The organism is Flavobacterium sp. (assembly GCF_044341265.1).
GTDB lineage: Bacteria > Bacteroidota > Bacteroidia > Flavobacteriales > Flavobacteriaceae > Flavobacterium.
Genome location: NZ_JBIISA010000003.1, coordinates 89,427 through 106,169 on the forward strand (window position 1 = coordinate 89,427; position 16,743 = coordinate 106,169).

Genomic DNA, 16,743 nt, shown 5'->3' on the forward strand with positions numbered 1-16,743 from the left:
TGTTTGTTTTAATTCGTCTGAAAAAACTCCGAAATCATTTCCAACTCCGTTCTGAAAGCTAACATTTTGTCTCCAAAAAGTCTTGCTCCTTCTTCTCTTAATCTTGGCGCATCTTCATCGTAATAGCGTTGCAAAGTTTCCTTGCTATCAGTAGTGTATTGAATGGCGTAGGTTGTTCCGCCCATTTCTTCTTCAACTAAAACTTTTACCATTCTAGCCGAAGAGAATTTTCCAGTGGCAAGAACGTCATTTATGTGTTTGGTTTGCATCCAATTCATCCATTGATTGTGGACGCTTTCATGGATGTTTACTGTTACGTTGTATAATATCATATGATAATAAATTGCTATTTTTAATTACTGCTATCTAAATACTAAATTGAATCGCCTCGAAGTTTCCTGTATTTTTTCTGCGAAGTTACATAGTGAATACTGTCTTCATGTTTAGTGATAACTTCTTCATAAAGTGGTTTTGCTTTTTCAACATCATTCAACTGATTGTAAATTTCGGCAGAATAAAATAAGGCTTCATCAATGTAGATACATTCTTTAAAATTATCTAAAATCAACTTATAATTTGCCAAAGCAGCATTTGTATCACCTAATTCCTCATAGATTTTTCCAATTCTTAATAAGGTAACTGGTTCAATAGCATCTCCTTTATTTTCTTTTAATATAGCTTGGAAAGCAGTTAGTGCATCTTGCTTTTTCTCTTGATATAATAAAAAATCGGCGCGAGCAAATTTCTTTAAAGCAACTTGTGTCGAATCTTCTACAGTGTTATCCGAAATTAAAAGAAATAAATCTAAAGCGTCATTAGCAATCAACTGGGTTGAAGCCGATTTTAAAACTTTCAATTGGTGTTCTGCCCATTTAAAGTCAGCTTTAAAATAACTAGTTTTGGCTGTTTTTAGGCTTGCTTCTTGACCAATAGGACTATTATTAGCATCATTCTCAATTTGCGAATAATAAATTAAGGCTTGATTGAATTTTTCTTCAAATAATAAAATATCTGCCAGCTCCATTTTAACTTCTGCTACTTGATCTCTATTCAATGGCATTTCTAAAACGTTCTTCAAAATGACTTTCCCGGTTTCTGCATCTTTCAAATTAAATGTCACAAAATGTGCTTTAATTTTCAAAAGAGATAATGAAAAAGGACTAACACCAAACTCCTTTATCAAATTATCCAATTCAAAATTAATTGCTGTATAATCTTTAGGAAGCGCTTTGTCAATTTTCATTTCCATTAAATAGGAATGTGATTGAATTTGTAAATCCAAATCTTTAGTGTTTTCTAATACAAATCCTAATATTTCTTTTGCCGCTTCTTGATCATTTTCTTCAATAGCTAATTGACCTAAATTTACAATGTTTGAAAAGGATTCCGGATTTCTTTTGTAAATGGCTTTTTCTTGAATAAAAGCTTTTCCATACTCCTTTTGTTGAACATAAAACCAACTCAAAAATTCATTCCAAAATATATCTTGATTTTTTTGAATTCTAACTAGTAGGGCTTTCTTTAAAGCATCGTTAAAAGTTATATCTGTTTCTTCTGTTGTAAATCGGGATAACTGATTTTGAATCATAATCAAGTTTTGAGGATTGGCATACGATTCTGTCAAAAACATGTCAATCATCTTGTCTGTTTCGCCTTTCTGACCATAAAGCAAAGCCATTTGGAAATTAAAATTGAACTTAGGTTCCAACGAAACTGCAGTTTGATAAGCCAATAAAGCATAATCCACCAAAGCCTTTCTATCAAAAACATAGGCTATTTGATACACCTCACTTGGATTCCTCTTAATTTTATCAATAGCTTGATCATAATACTTGTTGGCCTTTTCTTGATTTTTTTGGAGCTGATAATTATACCCTAATTCAACTAAGAAATTGCCTTGTTTGTATTTGTCTAATCGTTCTTGAATAGCTTTTTCTGCCTTATCAAATTGCTGTAACTGCTGATAACATTCTACTGCTTTCTGAAAATAATTGAAATTATTAGGCTGTGCTTTTAGCAGTTCTTCATAACTTACCAAAGCCTTTTCAAACTCACCTCTATCAAAGTAGTTTAGCGCCAATTGTTCGTTTTGACCATGAACAAATAGTGATAAGAATATAAATAATAAAGCAATGATTTTTTTCATTTAATAATCTATTTCTGAATCGGTAGTTAAATCTTCTAATTTTATTAGTTTTTCAATTTTAATGCTTTTCCAAGTTGTTTTTGGATTACTTTCTTCAAATTCGTTCATTCCTGTAATTAGTTCTTTCTTTTTAGATAGAAAATTAATGCTCTCCGATTCACTTTCACCCGATGATCTATGAAAACTAGTCGAATCATAACCTATTAAAACAAAACTATTGTCTTGAAATCTAAACTTGTATTTTCTATCTGTTACATACCAACTACCGCAGCTTAACCAATAATGTAAATCTATATATAGAACGCCATTTTTTATTTCAATTCCTCCATTTTCCATAAATGGATCTTCTAAACAAGGACTTTCTGCATCATCTTGCGAAGGAATAAATTTTTTATTGATACTTTTCAAAACATATTTAGAATCTGTTTTAAATAAAACCAACAAAAACCTTGGATTAACATTCAATGTGTCTTTTCCTAAACCTTCGTTTAAAATAATGTTTTCAATTGCGGTGTTTTCAATTACAAATGCAATATCAATCATTTTATCTTTATTCAAATCACCTTCTGACTTTGCAATAATCTTCCATTTTCTAGGAACAAAGTCAGTAATTAACTTTCCTTCTTTATGAATAATTGGCTGGTTATTTTGTGAATTCACAAGGGTAACTGAAGCCAAAAAGAATAAAAATAATAATTGTTTCATCAAATACCTTTAAAAAACAATGTACTAAAGTAACACATTTTGTGCCAATTTAGTACATTATTTATATAAGATTAACTTTTAGTTAATAATGTCAAATCCTGTGTATTTACGCAACACTTCTGGAACTACAATTCCTTCTGGTGTTTGGTAATTTTCTAAAATTCCAGCTAAAACTCTTGGTAAAGCTAACGAACTTCCGTTCAACGTATGTGCCAATTGGTTTTTTCCGTCTTTATCTTTAAATCTTAATTTCAAACGATTCGCTTGAAAAGTTTCAAAATTAGAAACTGATGAAATTTCTAACCATCTGTCTTGAGCCGTTGAAAAAACTTCAAAATCGTAAGTTAATGCTGAAGCAAAACTCATATCACCTCCACAAAGACGTAAAATTCTGTAAGGCAATTTCAATTCACGCATAATACTTTTTACGTGCTCTACCATTTCATCTAATGCTTCATACGATTTTTCTGGATGTTCCACACGTACTATTTCGACTTTATCAAATTGATGCAAACGATTCAAGCCACGAACGTGCGCACCATACGAACCTGCTTCTCTACGGAAACATGGTGTGTAACCTGTACATTTTACTGGCAATTCGTTTTCAGACAAAATTACATCTCTAAAAATATTAGTTACTGGAACTTCTGCTGTAGGAATTAAATACAAATCATCAGTTGCATCATGATACATCTGACCATCTTTATCAGGTAATTGTCCCGTTCCATAAGCAGACGCTTCGTTTACTAAATGAGGCACTTGATATTCAAGATAACCTGCATCAGTATTTTTATCTAAGAAATAGGTGATTAAAGCACGTTGTAATTTTGCTCCTTTTCCTTTATAAACAGGAAATCCTGCACCTGTAATTTTATTTCCTAATTCAAAATCGATGATGTCATATTTTTTTACCAATTCCCAATGTGGTAAAGCACCTTCATGCAATTTAGGAACATCGCCTTCTTCATAAACATTTAAGTTTTCTTCTTGAGTTTTTCCTTCAGGAACAATAGCTGCTGGAAGATTAGGTAATAAATATAGTTTCTGTGTGATTTCATTAGCTAAAGCATCCACTTTTTCAGACAACTCTTTTCCAAGTTCTCTCAATTGAACCGTCTTTTGCTTTAAAATTTCAGCTTTAGATTTCTCACCATTCTTCATCATTTCGCCAATATCTTTCGACAATTTATTGGATTCGGCAAGAGTATTTTCTAATTCAGCTTGAGAACTTCTTCTCAAATCATCAGTTTGAACGATTTCTTCCACTATGGCTTTGGCATCCATGTGTTTTTTGGCTAAAGCTTTTACAACTTTCTCTTGATTTTCTCTAATAAATGCTAACTGTAACATGACTAAAATTTTATAAGATTGCAAATTTAAGGAATTGATTTCTATTAATAGAATATTACAATGAGTTTCTATTATTGTATGTAAAGTCATCTGTTTTAGTAACTTAATTCTATTTTAAATGAAACTTTACAAATTGCAAAGCCAAATAATTACTATATTCGCAAAAAATTACCATTTGTCATGAAAAAAACCTACTTATTATTTTTCCTTTTTTCAATAAGCTTTTCATTTTCCCAAACCAATGAAAAAGAGTTAAATGAAATCGTTGAAGCTGAGATGAAATCGGCCTCAGGTTTAATGGAATTAGCGGTTAATCCGAATACATTAAATTATGATGTTACTTATCAAAAATTAGAATTCACTGTAAATCCAGCTGTTTATAACATTGTTGGAAAAGTCACTACAACTTATACAGCATTATCTAATATGTCAACTGTAACTTTTGACTTAACTAACGTATTAGTCGTGAGTTCGGTAAAATTAGGCACTACAAATCTTACTTTCCTGCAAAATACAAATGATGAACTTGTTATCACGCTTCCGTCGACACAATTAGCAGGAACATCGCGAACAATTGAAATAAATTATTCAGGTGCACCTGCAACTGGGGAACAAGCATTTACAGCTTCAACTCACAGTGGAACTCCAGTTATTTTTACTTTATCTGAACCTTTTGGAGCTAGAGATTGGTGGCCATGTAAACAAGATTTAAATGATAAAATAAATTCTATCGACGTTTATATTACAGCGCCTTCTCAATACGTTAGTGTATCTAATGGTCTTGAAATTAGCCAAGTAATTACTGGTTCTAATAAAATAACACATTTTCAGCACAACTATCCAATTCCTGCTTATTTAGTAGCTATTGCAGTTACTAATTATTCTGTTTTTAATCAAACTGCAGGAACCGCTCCAAATGATTTTCCCATAGTAAATTACATTTATCCTGAAACTCTTACACCTGCTGTTCAAACTCAATTAGCACAAACACCTTTAATTATGAATTTGTTTGAAACGTTATTTGAAGTATATCCTTTTCATAACGAAAAGTATGGACATGCACAATTCGGCTGGGGAGGAGGAATGGAACATACTACGGTTTCCTTTATGCAGAATTTTAGTCGTGGTTTAATTGCTCATGAACTAGCACACCAATGGTTTGGTGATAAAATTACCTGTGGGACCTGGAAAGACATTTGGTTAAATGAAGGATTTGCAACCTATTTATCATCATTAGTAATTGAAAATTTTGACGGAAATACCGCTTTTATTGCTAATAAAAACAGTTTAATTAACAATATAACCTCGCAAACAAATGGTTCTGTTTATTTAACAGATACCGAGGCTCAAAATGTAGGACGTATATTCAGTTCAAGATTATCCTACAACAAAGGCGCGATGGTTTTAAACATGTTGAGACTAAAAATGGGTGATACAATGTTCTTTCAAGCTTTAAGAAATTATCTAGCTGACACTAATTTAGCATTTAAATATGCCGTAACTAGCGATTTAAAATATCATTTAGAAGCCGTATATGGAAGTAGTTTAACCGAATTTTTTAATGATTGGGTTTTTAATCAAGGATATCCAACTTATAATATTACTGCACAAAATTGGGGTGCTGGACAAGCCAAGATTACTGTAAGCCAAACACAATCTCACAGTAGTGTTTCGTTCTTTGAAATGCCAATTCCAGTAAGATTAACTGGCGCCGGAGGGCAAACATTTGATACAATTTTAGAAAATACAACCAATAATCAAGAGTTCATCATATCGGTTCCTTTTGCTATTACTGGAGCAAATTTCGACCTTGAAAAAGATATAATCTCTAAAAACAACACGGTCACATTAGGTAATGAAAATTTCGATTTAGAAAAAGCTATTGCTCTTTACCCAAATCCTTTGTCAAATGAATTACACATACAAATACCAAGTAATATTTCTATAGAAAAAGTAATCATTTTTAATAGTTTAGGACAAAAAGTTATCGAAAATAATACTGCCAATTTTTCTGTAAGCCAATTATCATCTGGTGTCCATTTCGTTCAAATTCAAACATCTGAAGGGACATTTCATAAAAAAATTATAAAAAATTAGACATAAACAACATATTTAGTAAAAAGTAAGGTGAAAACCTTACTTTTGCTTTTTTTAGAAACATTAGATTACAAGATTAAATGATACAAGTTGCACAAATTATTTTTATACTTTCAGTATTAGTTATACTTCACGAGTTCGGTCACTACATTGCTGCAAAAATTTTTAAAGTAAGAGTTGAAAAATTCTACCTTTTTATGGATGCTGGTTTTTCACTAGTAAAGAAAAAAATTGGAGAAACAGAATGGGGTATTGGATGGTTACCAATTGGAGGATACGTGAAACTTTCAGGAATGATTGATGAAAGCATGGATACCGAGCAAATGAAACAACCAGCACAACCATGGGAATTTCGTTCGAAACCTGCTTGGCAAAGATTAATAATTATGCTTGGTGGAATTATTGTAAATATTATTCTAGCAATAACGATTTATACCATAATGTTTTCTACTGTTGGACAGAAATACACAGCAACTAATGTTGTCCAAAAAAATGGATTAAGTTTTAGCCAAGTAGGAAAAGATGTAGGTTTTAAAAATGGGGACAAAATAGTTTCTGTAGATGGCGAACTAGTTCAAAATAAATTTAATAGGTTAATTATAGACGTTCTTTTAAGTGATAAATTAATTGTAGATCGAGACGGACAAAACAAAGAAATTACTTTATCAGATGAAGATAAAGCAAAAATATTGGGTGCAGAAGGCAAAAACTTTATGGCTCCAAGAATTGAAGGATTTAAAATCGATTCTATTTTACCAAAATCAGGTGCATTCAATGCAGGTTTAAAAGTAAACGATCAAATTATATCGGTAAACAATAAAGAATTTAAATATTTTGATGAATTCTCTGAACTAATTACTAACAAAGCAAATGATTCAATTGCTTTAGCGGTTCAAAGAGACAATAAAATTGTAAATCTTAAAGCTAAACTTGATAAAAATAGTAAATTAGGTTTTCTACCTGGTCTAAGTCTTACCAATGATAAAGAAAAATATGAGGTAGTAAACAAACTATCTTTTGGTAATGCATTACCCCAAGCAATGAAAGAATCTTGGGAATTACTTGTTTATAATGTTAAACAATTCAAACTAATTTTAAAACCAAAAACTCAAGCTTACAAACAAGTAAAAAGTCCAATTGGTATTGCAAGAATGCTACCAGACGAATGGAACTGGGAATTTATTTGGAGTTTTACAGCTCTTTTTTCAATTGGTTTAGCCTTCATGAATTTACTTCCAATACCGGGATTAGATGGAGGACATGCTCTTTTCACTATTGTAGAAATGATAACAGGTAAAACTTTAAACGAAAAAACAGCAGGTTACGTTCAAACCTTTGGAATGATTATCTTACTGACTTTAATGGCTTTAACCTTTGGAAAAGACATTTATCAATTAGTAATGGATAAATTTTTTACAAATCATTAAAAAAATTATTCTTTTTTGTTTGCAAAAAATAAAAAACGCTTTATATTTGCAACCGCTTAGCAGATAAAAAATATCTTTTTATTCTTGATTAGCCACAAAAAAGTTCTTAAAAAAATTAAAATATACAGTTTCCTTCTTAGCTCAGTTGGTTAGAGCATCTGACTGTTAATCAGAGGGTCCTTGGTTCGAGCCCAAGAGAGGGAGCTTTTTAAAAATCCAGTTTATTTATTTAGACTGGATTTTTTGTTTTTATCAATATTCATTGATGTTTACAAGCTTCCTCTAAAAGAAGTACTATTTGAAATTATACCAAGATTTAAATAAAAAAGGTATCCTATTAGGTATCCCATTAAAAAACTCAGGTATCCCATTTTTTTAGTCGCATGTGTGCCATTTGTCTAATCTTAAAAACATCTGGTCATGAAAGCAGAAAACTTAAATGTTTTATTCTACACAAATAAAGCAAAAACAAATCAAAAAGGACATTGTTCCATTTATTGCAGAATAACTTTCAATAAAGTGAGAAAACAATTCTCTACAGGAAATTCCATAAATCCAAAAGATTGGAATTCTAAAAAACAACTAGCTGAATCAAAACAAATAGATTACACAGTTCTAAATGGTCAGCTATCTCTCATTAAACAAAAAATCAATAACATCTACTTCAAACTACAAATTGAAAACGTAACAATTAAAGTTGATGATATTATTGATTCCTATTTTCAAAAACCATCTAAAAAAGAAGATTCAGTTATTAGTTATCTAAATAAAGATTTAGATAAGTTAAAAAAATTAATTGGTAAAGATTTAAAACAATCCACCTGGAATAAATTTAACTACGCCTACAATGATGTTGCTTCATTTATAAAGTTTGCTTTTAAACAAAAAGACATTCCTTTAAATGAGTTAAATCTTAATTTCTTAGAGGAGCTTGAATACTATTTAAAGACAGAAAAGAACAACAAACAAGTTACTTTAAATAAAACTATTCAAAGATTTAGAAAACCAATTAAAAATGCTATTTCTGAAGGTTATCTTGATAAAGATCCTTTTCTAATGTATAAAGCTAGCCGAGTAAAAAAAGAGATTATTTTTCTAACAAGTGATGAACTAAACAAATTAGAAAACTATTCTTTTGAACAAACTAGATTAAATCAAGTTAGAGATTTATTTATTTTTTGTTGCTATACAGGTTTAGCCTACAATGAAATGGTAAACCTAAAATCTGAAAACATTTCTATTGGATTTGATAATATGGAATGGATTCAAATGAAACGTGAAAAAACATCTAAACAAATAGCTATTCCAATTTTACCAAAAGCAAAATATATTTTAAATAAATATGAAAACTCTCTCCCAAAATTAAGTAATCAAAAAGTAAACTCCTACTTAAAAGAAATAGCTGCAATTGTTGGAATTAACAAAAACATTACCCATCATATTGCTAGGAAAACTTTTGCTTCTACAGTCCTTCTATATAATAATGTACCAATGGAGATAGTATCAGAACTATTAGGACACTCTAATATGACTATTACTCAAGAAAGTTATGGGCAAATTGTAAAGGAAAAAGTTAGTGATGCAATGATCAATTTATCAAAAAAAATGAATGATTACGGGAAACCGTAAGGAATTAAAATTAAAGATCTCTAAACTTGCTACATTAAAAAATTGTAGTAAGTTTAATTGTCTTTTTGAGTAACTTCAATATCATCGAATACATCCTTAATATCTATTTCTAGGGCATTGCAAAACCTTAAAAGTAAATTTAAAGTCATTCTTTGTTTGTTTCTAAAAACTCTTCTAACAGTTGTTTCAGAACAATCTGAAGCATTTGCAAACCTAGAATTGTTCCCATTGAATTTTTCAAGGAACAATTTGTAAATTTTATTTACTACATTTTTTTCTATTTGTTCAAAATGCTCAAGCATTCTACAAAGAAAAATGAGATAAGATTTTTATTCTCGACATATAAGTCGAATTTTAATATATTTGTTTAACCTAAAATTTAAAAAAAGTTTTTATAGTATGGAAAAAAAAATTGAATTTACAATCAATCGTATGATTTTAAAAAATCTATTAATTAGTTTAATACTAGCAATAATAACAGTATATGTTTTAGAGCTAATAGTAATGGAAAAACCAAATTATGGATATATTTACGGTACTAATACATATTATGTTAATACAGCTTTTAACGAAAGTATATTTGGAAACTCTTCTAAATTACAATGTGCCTTTTTAGCACTATTTCAAGATGACGATATGTTTGTTGTGTTTATTATTTTTATAATTTACTGGGTTATATCAATAATCAATCACTTTGTTAAATTCAAAATTAAATAAATTATGAAAACATTTGATCTCATTTTGTTGTCTGGATCGGAACAAGCAAAAATGCTTGTTATGGTATTATTCTCAATTGCTTTGTTTGTTTTAGTGCCATTATTATTTGGTAAAAAGCCTAATGAAGAAATTTCATCTAAATTAGAAGAAGACAAAAAAACAAAAAATAATACAAATGGTAAAATAAGAACAGATGGCTATTATATTTCTAAATATGAAGCCTTAACTGAATTTAATGAAATTATATTAATTCATTTCTTTATAATTTTCACTAAAAATGGTCTTGTTGGATTATTAGAAATCGAAGATTATGATGAGTGGAGAATGAACAATTCTGACGAAGACATTAAAGAACTAATTTTAGAGTCCAGTAAAATTACTGAAATTAAAAATCCACAAATTTCAGCAAAGTATAAACTAAAAGATGGACAGATTAGAATGAAATTTTTTGATCCAGATGATTACTCAAATAGTGATCTTGAAAATATACTTAATTATGATAAATGGTACGGTAGCATAATTAATAATGCATTAGTATTATCTTTTGACAAGGCTTATTTCAATGATGCACTTCAAGATTATGTTGTTGAAAATCAAATAAAAAATTTAAAATTTCAGTTTAAACAATTAAATTAAAAACTATGAAAACAAAACTTTTAACTCTGTTTCTTATTTTCATTTATTCCAACATTTTTGGACAATGTGATATAAAAACAGTAAATCGCCCTGATGGTAACACAATTAAATACTTTAATCCAAAACCTATTATAATTCAAGAACAATTCGAAGTAGGAACAGCAATTTATAAAAATGTAACTACTGGAAAAATGATGATTAACTTAACTATTTTATTCAAAAGTCTACCAAACAAACCACTAAATGGAGAATTAATAATTCAAACTACTAATAAGATAGGTATTACCCTAAAATTAATAAAAAGTGAAGAAGTGGAAATGAATGGTAAAAAAGTAGCAATCGGTTTATATGAGATTGACAATAAAAGCATTGTTGAATTGAAAAAGTACCCTCTTAAAAGTATTTATTTCAGTATTGACAATAAAAAATATGGTCAATCAATATCTAAAAACAACAATATATATATTAATGAGCTGAATTGCTTTTAAATACTTTTAACAATAAACAATGCTAAAAAAATATCCAAACTTTGTTATTGCAATAGAGAGTATCAAAGCTGATACTAATTTGAAATTAATCTCAAGTGATTACAATAAAATAAAATATACTATGCCACTACTGGCGTTTAATAATAAACTCGGAGATGTTGCAATAGAATTAATAGAATTCAATAACAAATATGCAATTATTGTTTTTCATACTTTAACTGGTAAAAAAATTAAAGCAACAACTCAAAGTGAATTTATTAAAAATGATTTGACAGTCGAAAATTGGTTACAGATAATTAATGAAATAATGATTAAACACATAAGCAATCCAGACCATCAAAAAGTAGCGATGAATTTTCTTAATGGTAAATTATCAAATTCAGAAAATAAAAGTTCGGGTTGTATTATAGTTTTAGCAATAATAACAATCATATCATTAGTTGTTTATTTTTCTTGAAAAATATTTTTTTTTCTAATTTTTTTGAAAGTAAACGTAACCTAAACCAAACATAACCCCGGACCTTAATACAAGTTTGGGTGAACCCGCGCTAGTTGAAATAAGAAGTTGATTCATCAGCCCACTTTTATCAAGTTTTGCGGGATTTTCCGTTATGTCTAATCTATAAAATTTAAAAACTATGGTTACAATCGTAGGTTACAAAACATTCGAGAAAGAGAATGGAGAGAATTTTTACTGCCTTGTGGTTCAAGGTGGAATTGAGGCTGTTAAAAGTCAGCAAACAGGTAGAACTTATATTACAGCAAAAACTGTAAATGTTCCAACAACCTTCAACGAACAAACTTGTTCAGGGTTAATTGGGGAAAAAATCAGTGGTGTTGTTAAAAAAGTTAAAACAGACCCTTATGATTATACTGTTACAGAAACAGGAGAAATCATTCAACTAAATCACAGATATGAATTTGTGAATGAAGAGGACAGCATTATTGAATCTAATGTTATTGAACAAGAAATTCCAATTCACTAATTCATCACAAAATGAACATATGTAAGGAGCTTCAGAAATGAGGCTCCTTTTTTTTTATTAAAAATTAACATATGTCTTCTATTTTTTTAATTAATACTAAATAATAAAATTATGAAGCTACATAAAGCTCAAAGAAATCAAGTAAAATTAAGACTTGGTTTATCAGGCGCAAGCGGATTTGGCAAAACTTACTCAGCCTTAATCCTAGCCTATGGCATTACAGATGATTGGTCAAAAATTGCAATCATTGACACTGAAAACGGAAGTGCTTCTTTATATTCTCATTTAGGAGGTTATAATGTTTTAACACTAACAGAACCTTATACTCCTGAAAGATATATTCAAGCAATTGAAACTTGTGAATTATCAAATATTGAAGTAATTATCATTGATAGTATTACCCACGAATGGAATGGAAAGGGAGGCTGTCTGGAAATACACGAATCATTAGGAGGTAGATTTTCTGATTGGGCGAAGGTATCGCCTAGACATCAGACTTTCATTGATAAGATTTTAAATTCAAGTTGCCATATAATAACAACGGTAAGGCGAAAAATTGATTATTCTTTAGATGTTAATAGCAACGGAAAAACACAAGTAATTAAACACGGAACAAAAGAAGTCACTAGAGAAGGTTTTGAATATGAATTAACGGTCAATTTTGAATTAATCAATGATAAACATCTAGTTAAAACAAGTAAGGACAGAACAGGATTATTTTCTGAGTCACCTGAATTTATAATTTCAACTCAGACAGGCAAAAAGCTGATTGAATGGTGTAATTCAGGCATATCAATTGAAGATGTAAAACTTGAAATTAAACAAGCTGAATCTCTAGAAGATTTGAAAGTTATCTATGAGAAATACCCAAGTTTAAAGAAGTCAACACATCCATTAATAATGGAACGTAAAAACGAACTTGAAAACATCCATTCTCAAGTTTTATCAAAAGAAGAAGTCATCCAACCTATAAAAACAGAAGAAAATGGAATTAGTAATAAACAGTAGTATTAATAACCAAGTTATTGAAGAAAGTGAAGTAATTAATAAAACTTCAAGCTTTATTGAAGCCAATACACAAAAGGTTACGCTTGACCACCTAAAAAATGATTGTATTATTCCTGTATTTTCTAAAGATAATGAATCTACAATTTCACATTATCAGTTTATAAACAAAGCCTACGAAGTAGTACAGGAATTATTTCCAGATTTTACTCCTAAAGAACCTGATATTAGAGTATCTCACATTGTAAAAGGTAGGATTCCTTCAGCTATTGGGAAACCAGCTAAAGATTTATTAGACGAGGAAAAAACGCTTTATTACGAACGTTGTGCTTTCTTAATTGAATTACATCAAGCCAAAGAAGTTATTAATGGAAATACTCTTTCATTGTCAATTGGTGGCGTAAGATCCTACAATCAAGAGAATCTTTACAGTAAGAAATCGGTTGAAAAATTTAAAATCTTTATTGGTTATCAAAATAAGGTTTGTACTAATCTATGCGTTTCAACGGACGGATTTACTAATGAAGTCAGGATATCATCTGTAAATGAATTGCACACTGACATGTATAATCTATTTAGTAATTACGATAGAATTAAACATTTAAGTATGATGGAAAAGATGAATCAATTCCATCTAAATGAAAATCAGTTTGCTCACTTAATTGGTAAAATCAGAATGTATCAACATCTTGAAAAGGATGACCAAAAAAGTAAAGGAAAATTTCTTTTAAACGATGGACAAATGAATTCTGTAGTAAAAGACTATTATACTTGTTCCAACTTTTCAAGAGATGAAAACAAAAACATTTCACTTTGGAATTTATACAACATATTCACAGAGGCAAATAAAAGCAGTTATATTGATTCCAATTTAGAAAGAAATGTAAATGCATACGAGTTTATAAATATGACTGCAAATTCGTTGCAAAACAGCCAACCAAATTGGTTCTTACAATTATAATACTATAGCTTTTTTATTAGGAAACATCTAAAAAATATAGATGCAAAAAAGTAACTATCTATTGTAAAAATGAACAAAAATCAATTAGCAGAAATGCTCAAATATAGCTCTCCAAACATAATTTACGTTGTAACATGGAATAATATACTCAAACAGGTATTTTGTCCCTTTAAAGTTAGAGTAAAAAGTGATATTGGAGAGCTTTTTAGAAACCAAATTGCATGGGTGGAAGAGGTTAAAGTAACCCCAGAACTAAAGACTGTTTATATCATAAATGATAACGCATATTATTATTATCATTTTGATATTATTATATAGCTGTTTTGCTATATCGGAGTTATGTTGTATTTTGAATAACCAAGCTTTTGAGCCGTTTCTCCGTTATCAAAAAAACACTGAAAAAGTAGTTAGCTATTCATATAAGTTAAAATCAACCACATTTTTGAATTTTTTATTTAAAAAATGTGGTTATTTAGCTTATTTTTACATTTTATTCAATTATTTAACTTTAATTTTAAAAATAATGCCTAAAAAATTAGGAATTGTCATATATTTATTTGTATCTTTGCATAAAATTACATTTATGTAAATTTTAGCTACGAAAAAACTTCAAAAAAATCAAAATAAAATAAAATCAAAAAAAGCTATAACTCTTTATAGTGTAGTCTGACTAAACAGACTGGTCTGACTAAATTTCAGATAAAAATAAATCAAAAAAAAAGAGGTTTCCCATAATGTAGTTTTAAATTATTAATTTAAAATTATTTAAAATGAAAGATGCTTTAGAGCAACATGAAGATGAGTTTAATGGATTTAACTTTAAAATCACAAAGGCAAGAGATTTGATCTCTAAAATTCAGAATGAACCAGAACCTGAAATTATTTGGAATGGAATTGTAGAAGGCTCCAAAGGTCTTATTGTAGGAGTAAGTAAAACAGGCAAAACTACCTTAGCAGAAAATTTAGCAATTTCTCTCGCGGTCGGTAGAAATGAATTTTTCAACTATCCTTTAAAAGGCAAACCAGAAAAAGTACTTTTTATTAATTTAGAAGAAAGTTTTAGGGTAAGAAGCAGAAGAAATCTTAAACAAATTTCAATACTATCAGAGGATGAAAAAAATTTATTTGATGAAAACTATTACTCTACACCCGAAGATTTTCCAGAATTTTTAGTTACAGAGGATAATTGGAATTCTGTAAACAAATATATTGAAGAAGTAAATCCTAAATACGTTTTTATTGATAGCTTATCTCACATGTTTGAGGGACAAATTGAGAATAGTGAACCAGCCATTAAATTTGTAAAAAGATTTCGAACATATATTTCTTCTTTAAATAAAACAGTTATAATTGTACATCACAATACTAAAGGAAATGATAAACCGATAGACCAAGACAGTATTGCAGGAAGTAGAATTATTGCTCAAGAGTTCGAATATGCTATCGGGTTGGGGAACATACCAACAAACGCAGGTGGAAGTTATCTATGCATACTATATAATAAATATATAGAAAAAGACGATTCAACAGCTTATACTTATAAAATAGATTCTGAAAATTGGGTTCAAAATATTGGATCTGCAAATAAATATGACTTGTACAATAATACAAAAATAGATTATCGAACAGATTCAACAAATAGAAATAGAATTTTGAACTTCATTCAAAATCAGAGTAGTCAGAATAGTCAGGTTACTTATTCAGCTGATTTAAAAAAAGAATTTGTTGATAATGACTCTAAAACAATGTCAAAAGACACCCTATATAAATCATTAGAAAAATTGATTAATGAAGGTACTATTGAAAAAGTTAAGATGGGAGAATATATAATTAAAAAAAGAAAAGAAGATGAAAGAGAACAACAATAATTATATTATTTACAAGGCAGAAAACGTAATTACAAATGAAGTTTACATTGGTGCAACTACAAAAAGTATTGATGAAAGAAAATTAGACCACCTACAAAAATCTGAAAAAAAGGTTGGCAGTTATTTTCAAGAAGCGATACAGACTTATGGGATGGATTCTTTTTCTTGGGAACAAATTGACACAGCTTCATCAAATGATGAACTTGCTAAAAAAGAAGTTAAATACATACAACAATATAATGCTTTGCGAGATGGATACAACGAAGATAGAGGTGGTGGAATTAAGAAAACAGTTTATCAATTCAATTCTAAAACAGGTGAATTAATTAATTCTTATGAATCGTTATCACAAGCTGCCGAAGCAGTGGATGCAGTAAAACAAAATATTAGTGATGTTTGTTTAGGTTTCTACAATACTTGTAAAGGTTATGCATGGAGCTATGACGAGGATTACAAGCTTTTTACGGACAAAAGAAAAAAAGAAGTGATTCAATTTGATTTAAATAAAAATTTCATTGCTAAGTATGAATCTTTAGCAGAAGCTTCAAGAGTAACAAATGCATCAAAAACTTGCATTGCAAGATGTTGTAGAGGAGACAGAACAAGCACTCACGGATTTATATTTGAATATAATTAAACTTTATAAGACAGCTCTTAATGGGCTGTCTTTTTTAGGTATTTATAAGTGTAAAAAAAACAGCTTAATGTTATTTGTCTTTGAGTTGAGA

18 protein-coding genes and 1 tRNA gene are annotated in these 16,743 nt (G+C 29.2%); 14 read left to right on the plus strand and 5 right to left on the minus strand.

Going from position 1 to position 16,743, the window contains the following annotated elements:
- Window positions 1-8: 8 nt before the first annotated feature.
- The 4 genes from ACIQ06_RS02210 to serS all read right to left on the minus strand — a co-directional run bounded on the left by ACIQ06_RS02210 (window position 9) and on the right by serS (window position 4,201).
- The gene (locus ACIQ06_RS02210) at window positions 9-332 is read right to left on the minus strand and encodes a DUF4286 family protein (RefSeq protein WP_298309305.1); all 324 of its coding nucleotides are present in this window, start codon (window positions 330-332) and stop codon (window positions 9-11) included.
- Between the two features lie 41 nt (window positions 333-373).
- A complete protein-coding gene (locus tag ACIQ06_RS02215) occupies window positions 374-2,146 on the minus strand; it encodes a tetratricopeptide repeat protein (RefSeq protein ID WP_396143621.1) in 1,773 nt (590 codons plus the stop codon).
- Window positions 2,147-2,851, minus strand: coding sequence for a hypothetical protein (locus tag ACIQ06_RS02220; protein ID WP_396143623.1), 705 nt, complete (start codon window positions 2,849-2,851; stop codon window positions 2,147-2,149). It lies immediately after the preceding gene.
- A 78-nt stretch (window positions 2,852-2,929) separates the two neighbouring features.
- Entirely contained in the window at window positions 2,930-4,201 is a 1,272-nt protein-coding gene (gene serS / locus ACIQ06_RS02225; RefSeq protein ID WP_396143626.1) for a serine--tRNA ligase, read from the minus strand.
- Between the two features lie 180 nt (window positions 4,202-4,381).
- Between serS and ACIQ06_RS02230 the strand changes: the two genes are divergently transcribed.
- The 4 genes from ACIQ06_RS02230 to ACIQ06_RS02245 all read left to right on the plus strand — a co-directional run bounded on the left by ACIQ06_RS02230 (window position 4,382) and on the right by ACIQ06_RS02245 (window position 9,354).
- Window positions 4,382-6,298, plus strand: a complete 1,917-nt coding sequence (locus ACIQ06_RS02230; protein ID WP_396143629.1) for a M1 family aminopeptidase — start codon at window positions 4,382-4,384, stop codon at window positions 6,296-6,298.
- A gap of 80 nt (window positions 6,299-6,378) precedes the next feature.
- Complete coding sequence (rseP, locus tag ACIQ06_RS02235) at window positions 6,379-7,725, plus strand: RIP metalloprotease RseP (protein ID WP_396143631.1); 1,347 nt, start codon at window positions 6,379-6,381, stop codon at window positions 7,723-7,725.
- A gap of 130 nt (window positions 7,726-7,855) precedes the next feature.
- Window positions 7,856-7,929, plus strand: a tRNA-Asn gene (locus ACIQ06_RS02240).
- Window positions 7,930-8,145: 216 nt separating this feature from the next.
- On the plus strand, window positions 8,146-9,354 hold the full coding sequence (locus ACIQ06_RS02245; RefSeq protein WP_396143633.1) for a site-specific integrase: 1,209 nt from the start codon (window positions 8,146-8,148) through the stop codon (window positions 9,352-9,354).
- A 53-nt stretch (window positions 9,355-9,407) separates the two neighbouring features.
- Here the strand turns inward: ACIQ06_RS02245 and ACIQ06_RS02250 are convergent, their stop codons facing one another.
- A complete protein-coding gene (locus tag ACIQ06_RS02250) occupies window positions 9,408-9,656 on the minus strand; it encodes a helix-turn-helix domain-containing protein (RefSeq protein ID WP_396143637.1) in 249 nt (82 codons plus the stop codon).
- A gap of 97 nt (window positions 9,657-9,753) precedes the next feature.
- Here ACIQ06_RS02250 and ACIQ06_RS02255 point away from each other — a divergent pair, with 97 nt between their 5' ends.
- The 10 genes from ACIQ06_RS02255 (at window position 9,754) to ACIQ06_RS02300 (ending at window position 16,652) form a co-directional block, all read left to right on the plus strand.
- A complete protein-coding gene (locus ACIQ06_RS02255; RefSeq protein ID WP_396143640.1) occupies window positions 9,754-10,071 on the plus strand; it encodes a hypothetical protein in 318 nt (105 codons plus the stop codon).
- Between the two features lie 3 nt (window positions 10,072-10,074).
- Window positions 10,075-10,707: a hypothetical protein gene (locus tag ACIQ06_RS02260; RefSeq protein WP_396143643.1), complete on the plus strand. Its 633-nt coding sequence runs from the start codon at window positions 10,075-10,077 to the stop codon at window positions 10,705-10,707.
- A 5-nt stretch (window positions 10,708-10,712) separates the two neighbouring features.
- Window positions 10,713-11,195 (plus strand): hypothetical protein, encoded by a 483-nt coding sequence (locus ACIQ06_RS02265; protein WP_396143646.1) that lies wholly within the window; start codon window positions 10,713-10,715, stop codon window positions 11,193-11,195.
- A gap of 19 nt (window positions 11,196-11,214) precedes the next feature.
- Window positions 11,215-11,652 (plus strand): hypothetical protein, encoded by a 438-nt coding sequence (locus tag ACIQ06_RS02270; RefSeq protein ID WP_396143649.1) that lies wholly within the window; start codon window positions 11,215-11,217, stop codon window positions 11,650-11,652.
- A 181-nt stretch (window positions 11,653-11,833) separates the two neighbouring features.
- Window positions 11,834-12,181: a hypothetical protein gene (locus ACIQ06_RS02275; protein ID WP_396143651.1), complete on the plus strand. Its 348-nt coding sequence runs from the start codon at window positions 11,834-11,836 to the stop codon at window positions 12,179-12,181.
- Between the two features lie 111 nt (window positions 12,182-12,292).
- Window positions 12,293-13,189 (plus strand): AAA family ATPase, encoded by an 897-nt coding sequence (locus ACIQ06_RS02280; protein ID WP_396143653.1) that lies wholly within the window; start codon window positions 12,293-12,295, stop codon window positions 13,187-13,189.
- Window positions 13,167-14,147: a DUF3871 family protein gene (locus ACIQ06_RS02285; RefSeq protein ID WP_396143656.1), complete on the plus strand. Its 981-nt coding sequence runs from the start codon at window positions 13,167-13,169 to the stop codon at window positions 14,145-14,147. Before ACIQ06_RS02280 ends, ACIQ06_RS02285 begins: the two co-directional genes overlap by 23 nt.
- Before the next feature lie 69 nt (window positions 14,148-14,216).
- Window positions 14,217-14,465 carry a hypothetical protein gene (locus ACIQ06_RS02290; protein ID WP_396143658.1) on the plus strand — a complete coding sequence of 83 codons (249 nt, stop codon included), beginning with the start codon at window positions 14,217-14,219 and terminating at the stop codon, window positions 14,463-14,465.
- A gap of 452 nt (window positions 14,466-14,917) precedes the next feature.
- Window positions 14,918-16,015 (plus strand): AAA family ATPase, encoded by a 1,098-nt coding sequence (locus ACIQ06_RS02295; RefSeq protein ID WP_396143660.1) that lies wholly within the window; start codon window positions 14,918-14,920, stop codon window positions 16,013-16,015.
- A complete protein-coding gene (locus tag ACIQ06_RS02300; protein ID WP_396143662.1) occupies window positions 15,996-16,652 on the plus strand; it encodes an NUMOD1 domain-containing DNA-binding protein in 657 nt (218 codons plus the stop codon). The genes ACIQ06_RS02295 and ACIQ06_RS02300 overlap by 20 nt, the downstream gene beginning before the upstream one ends.
- Window positions 16,653-16,743 lie beyond the last annotated feature (91 nt).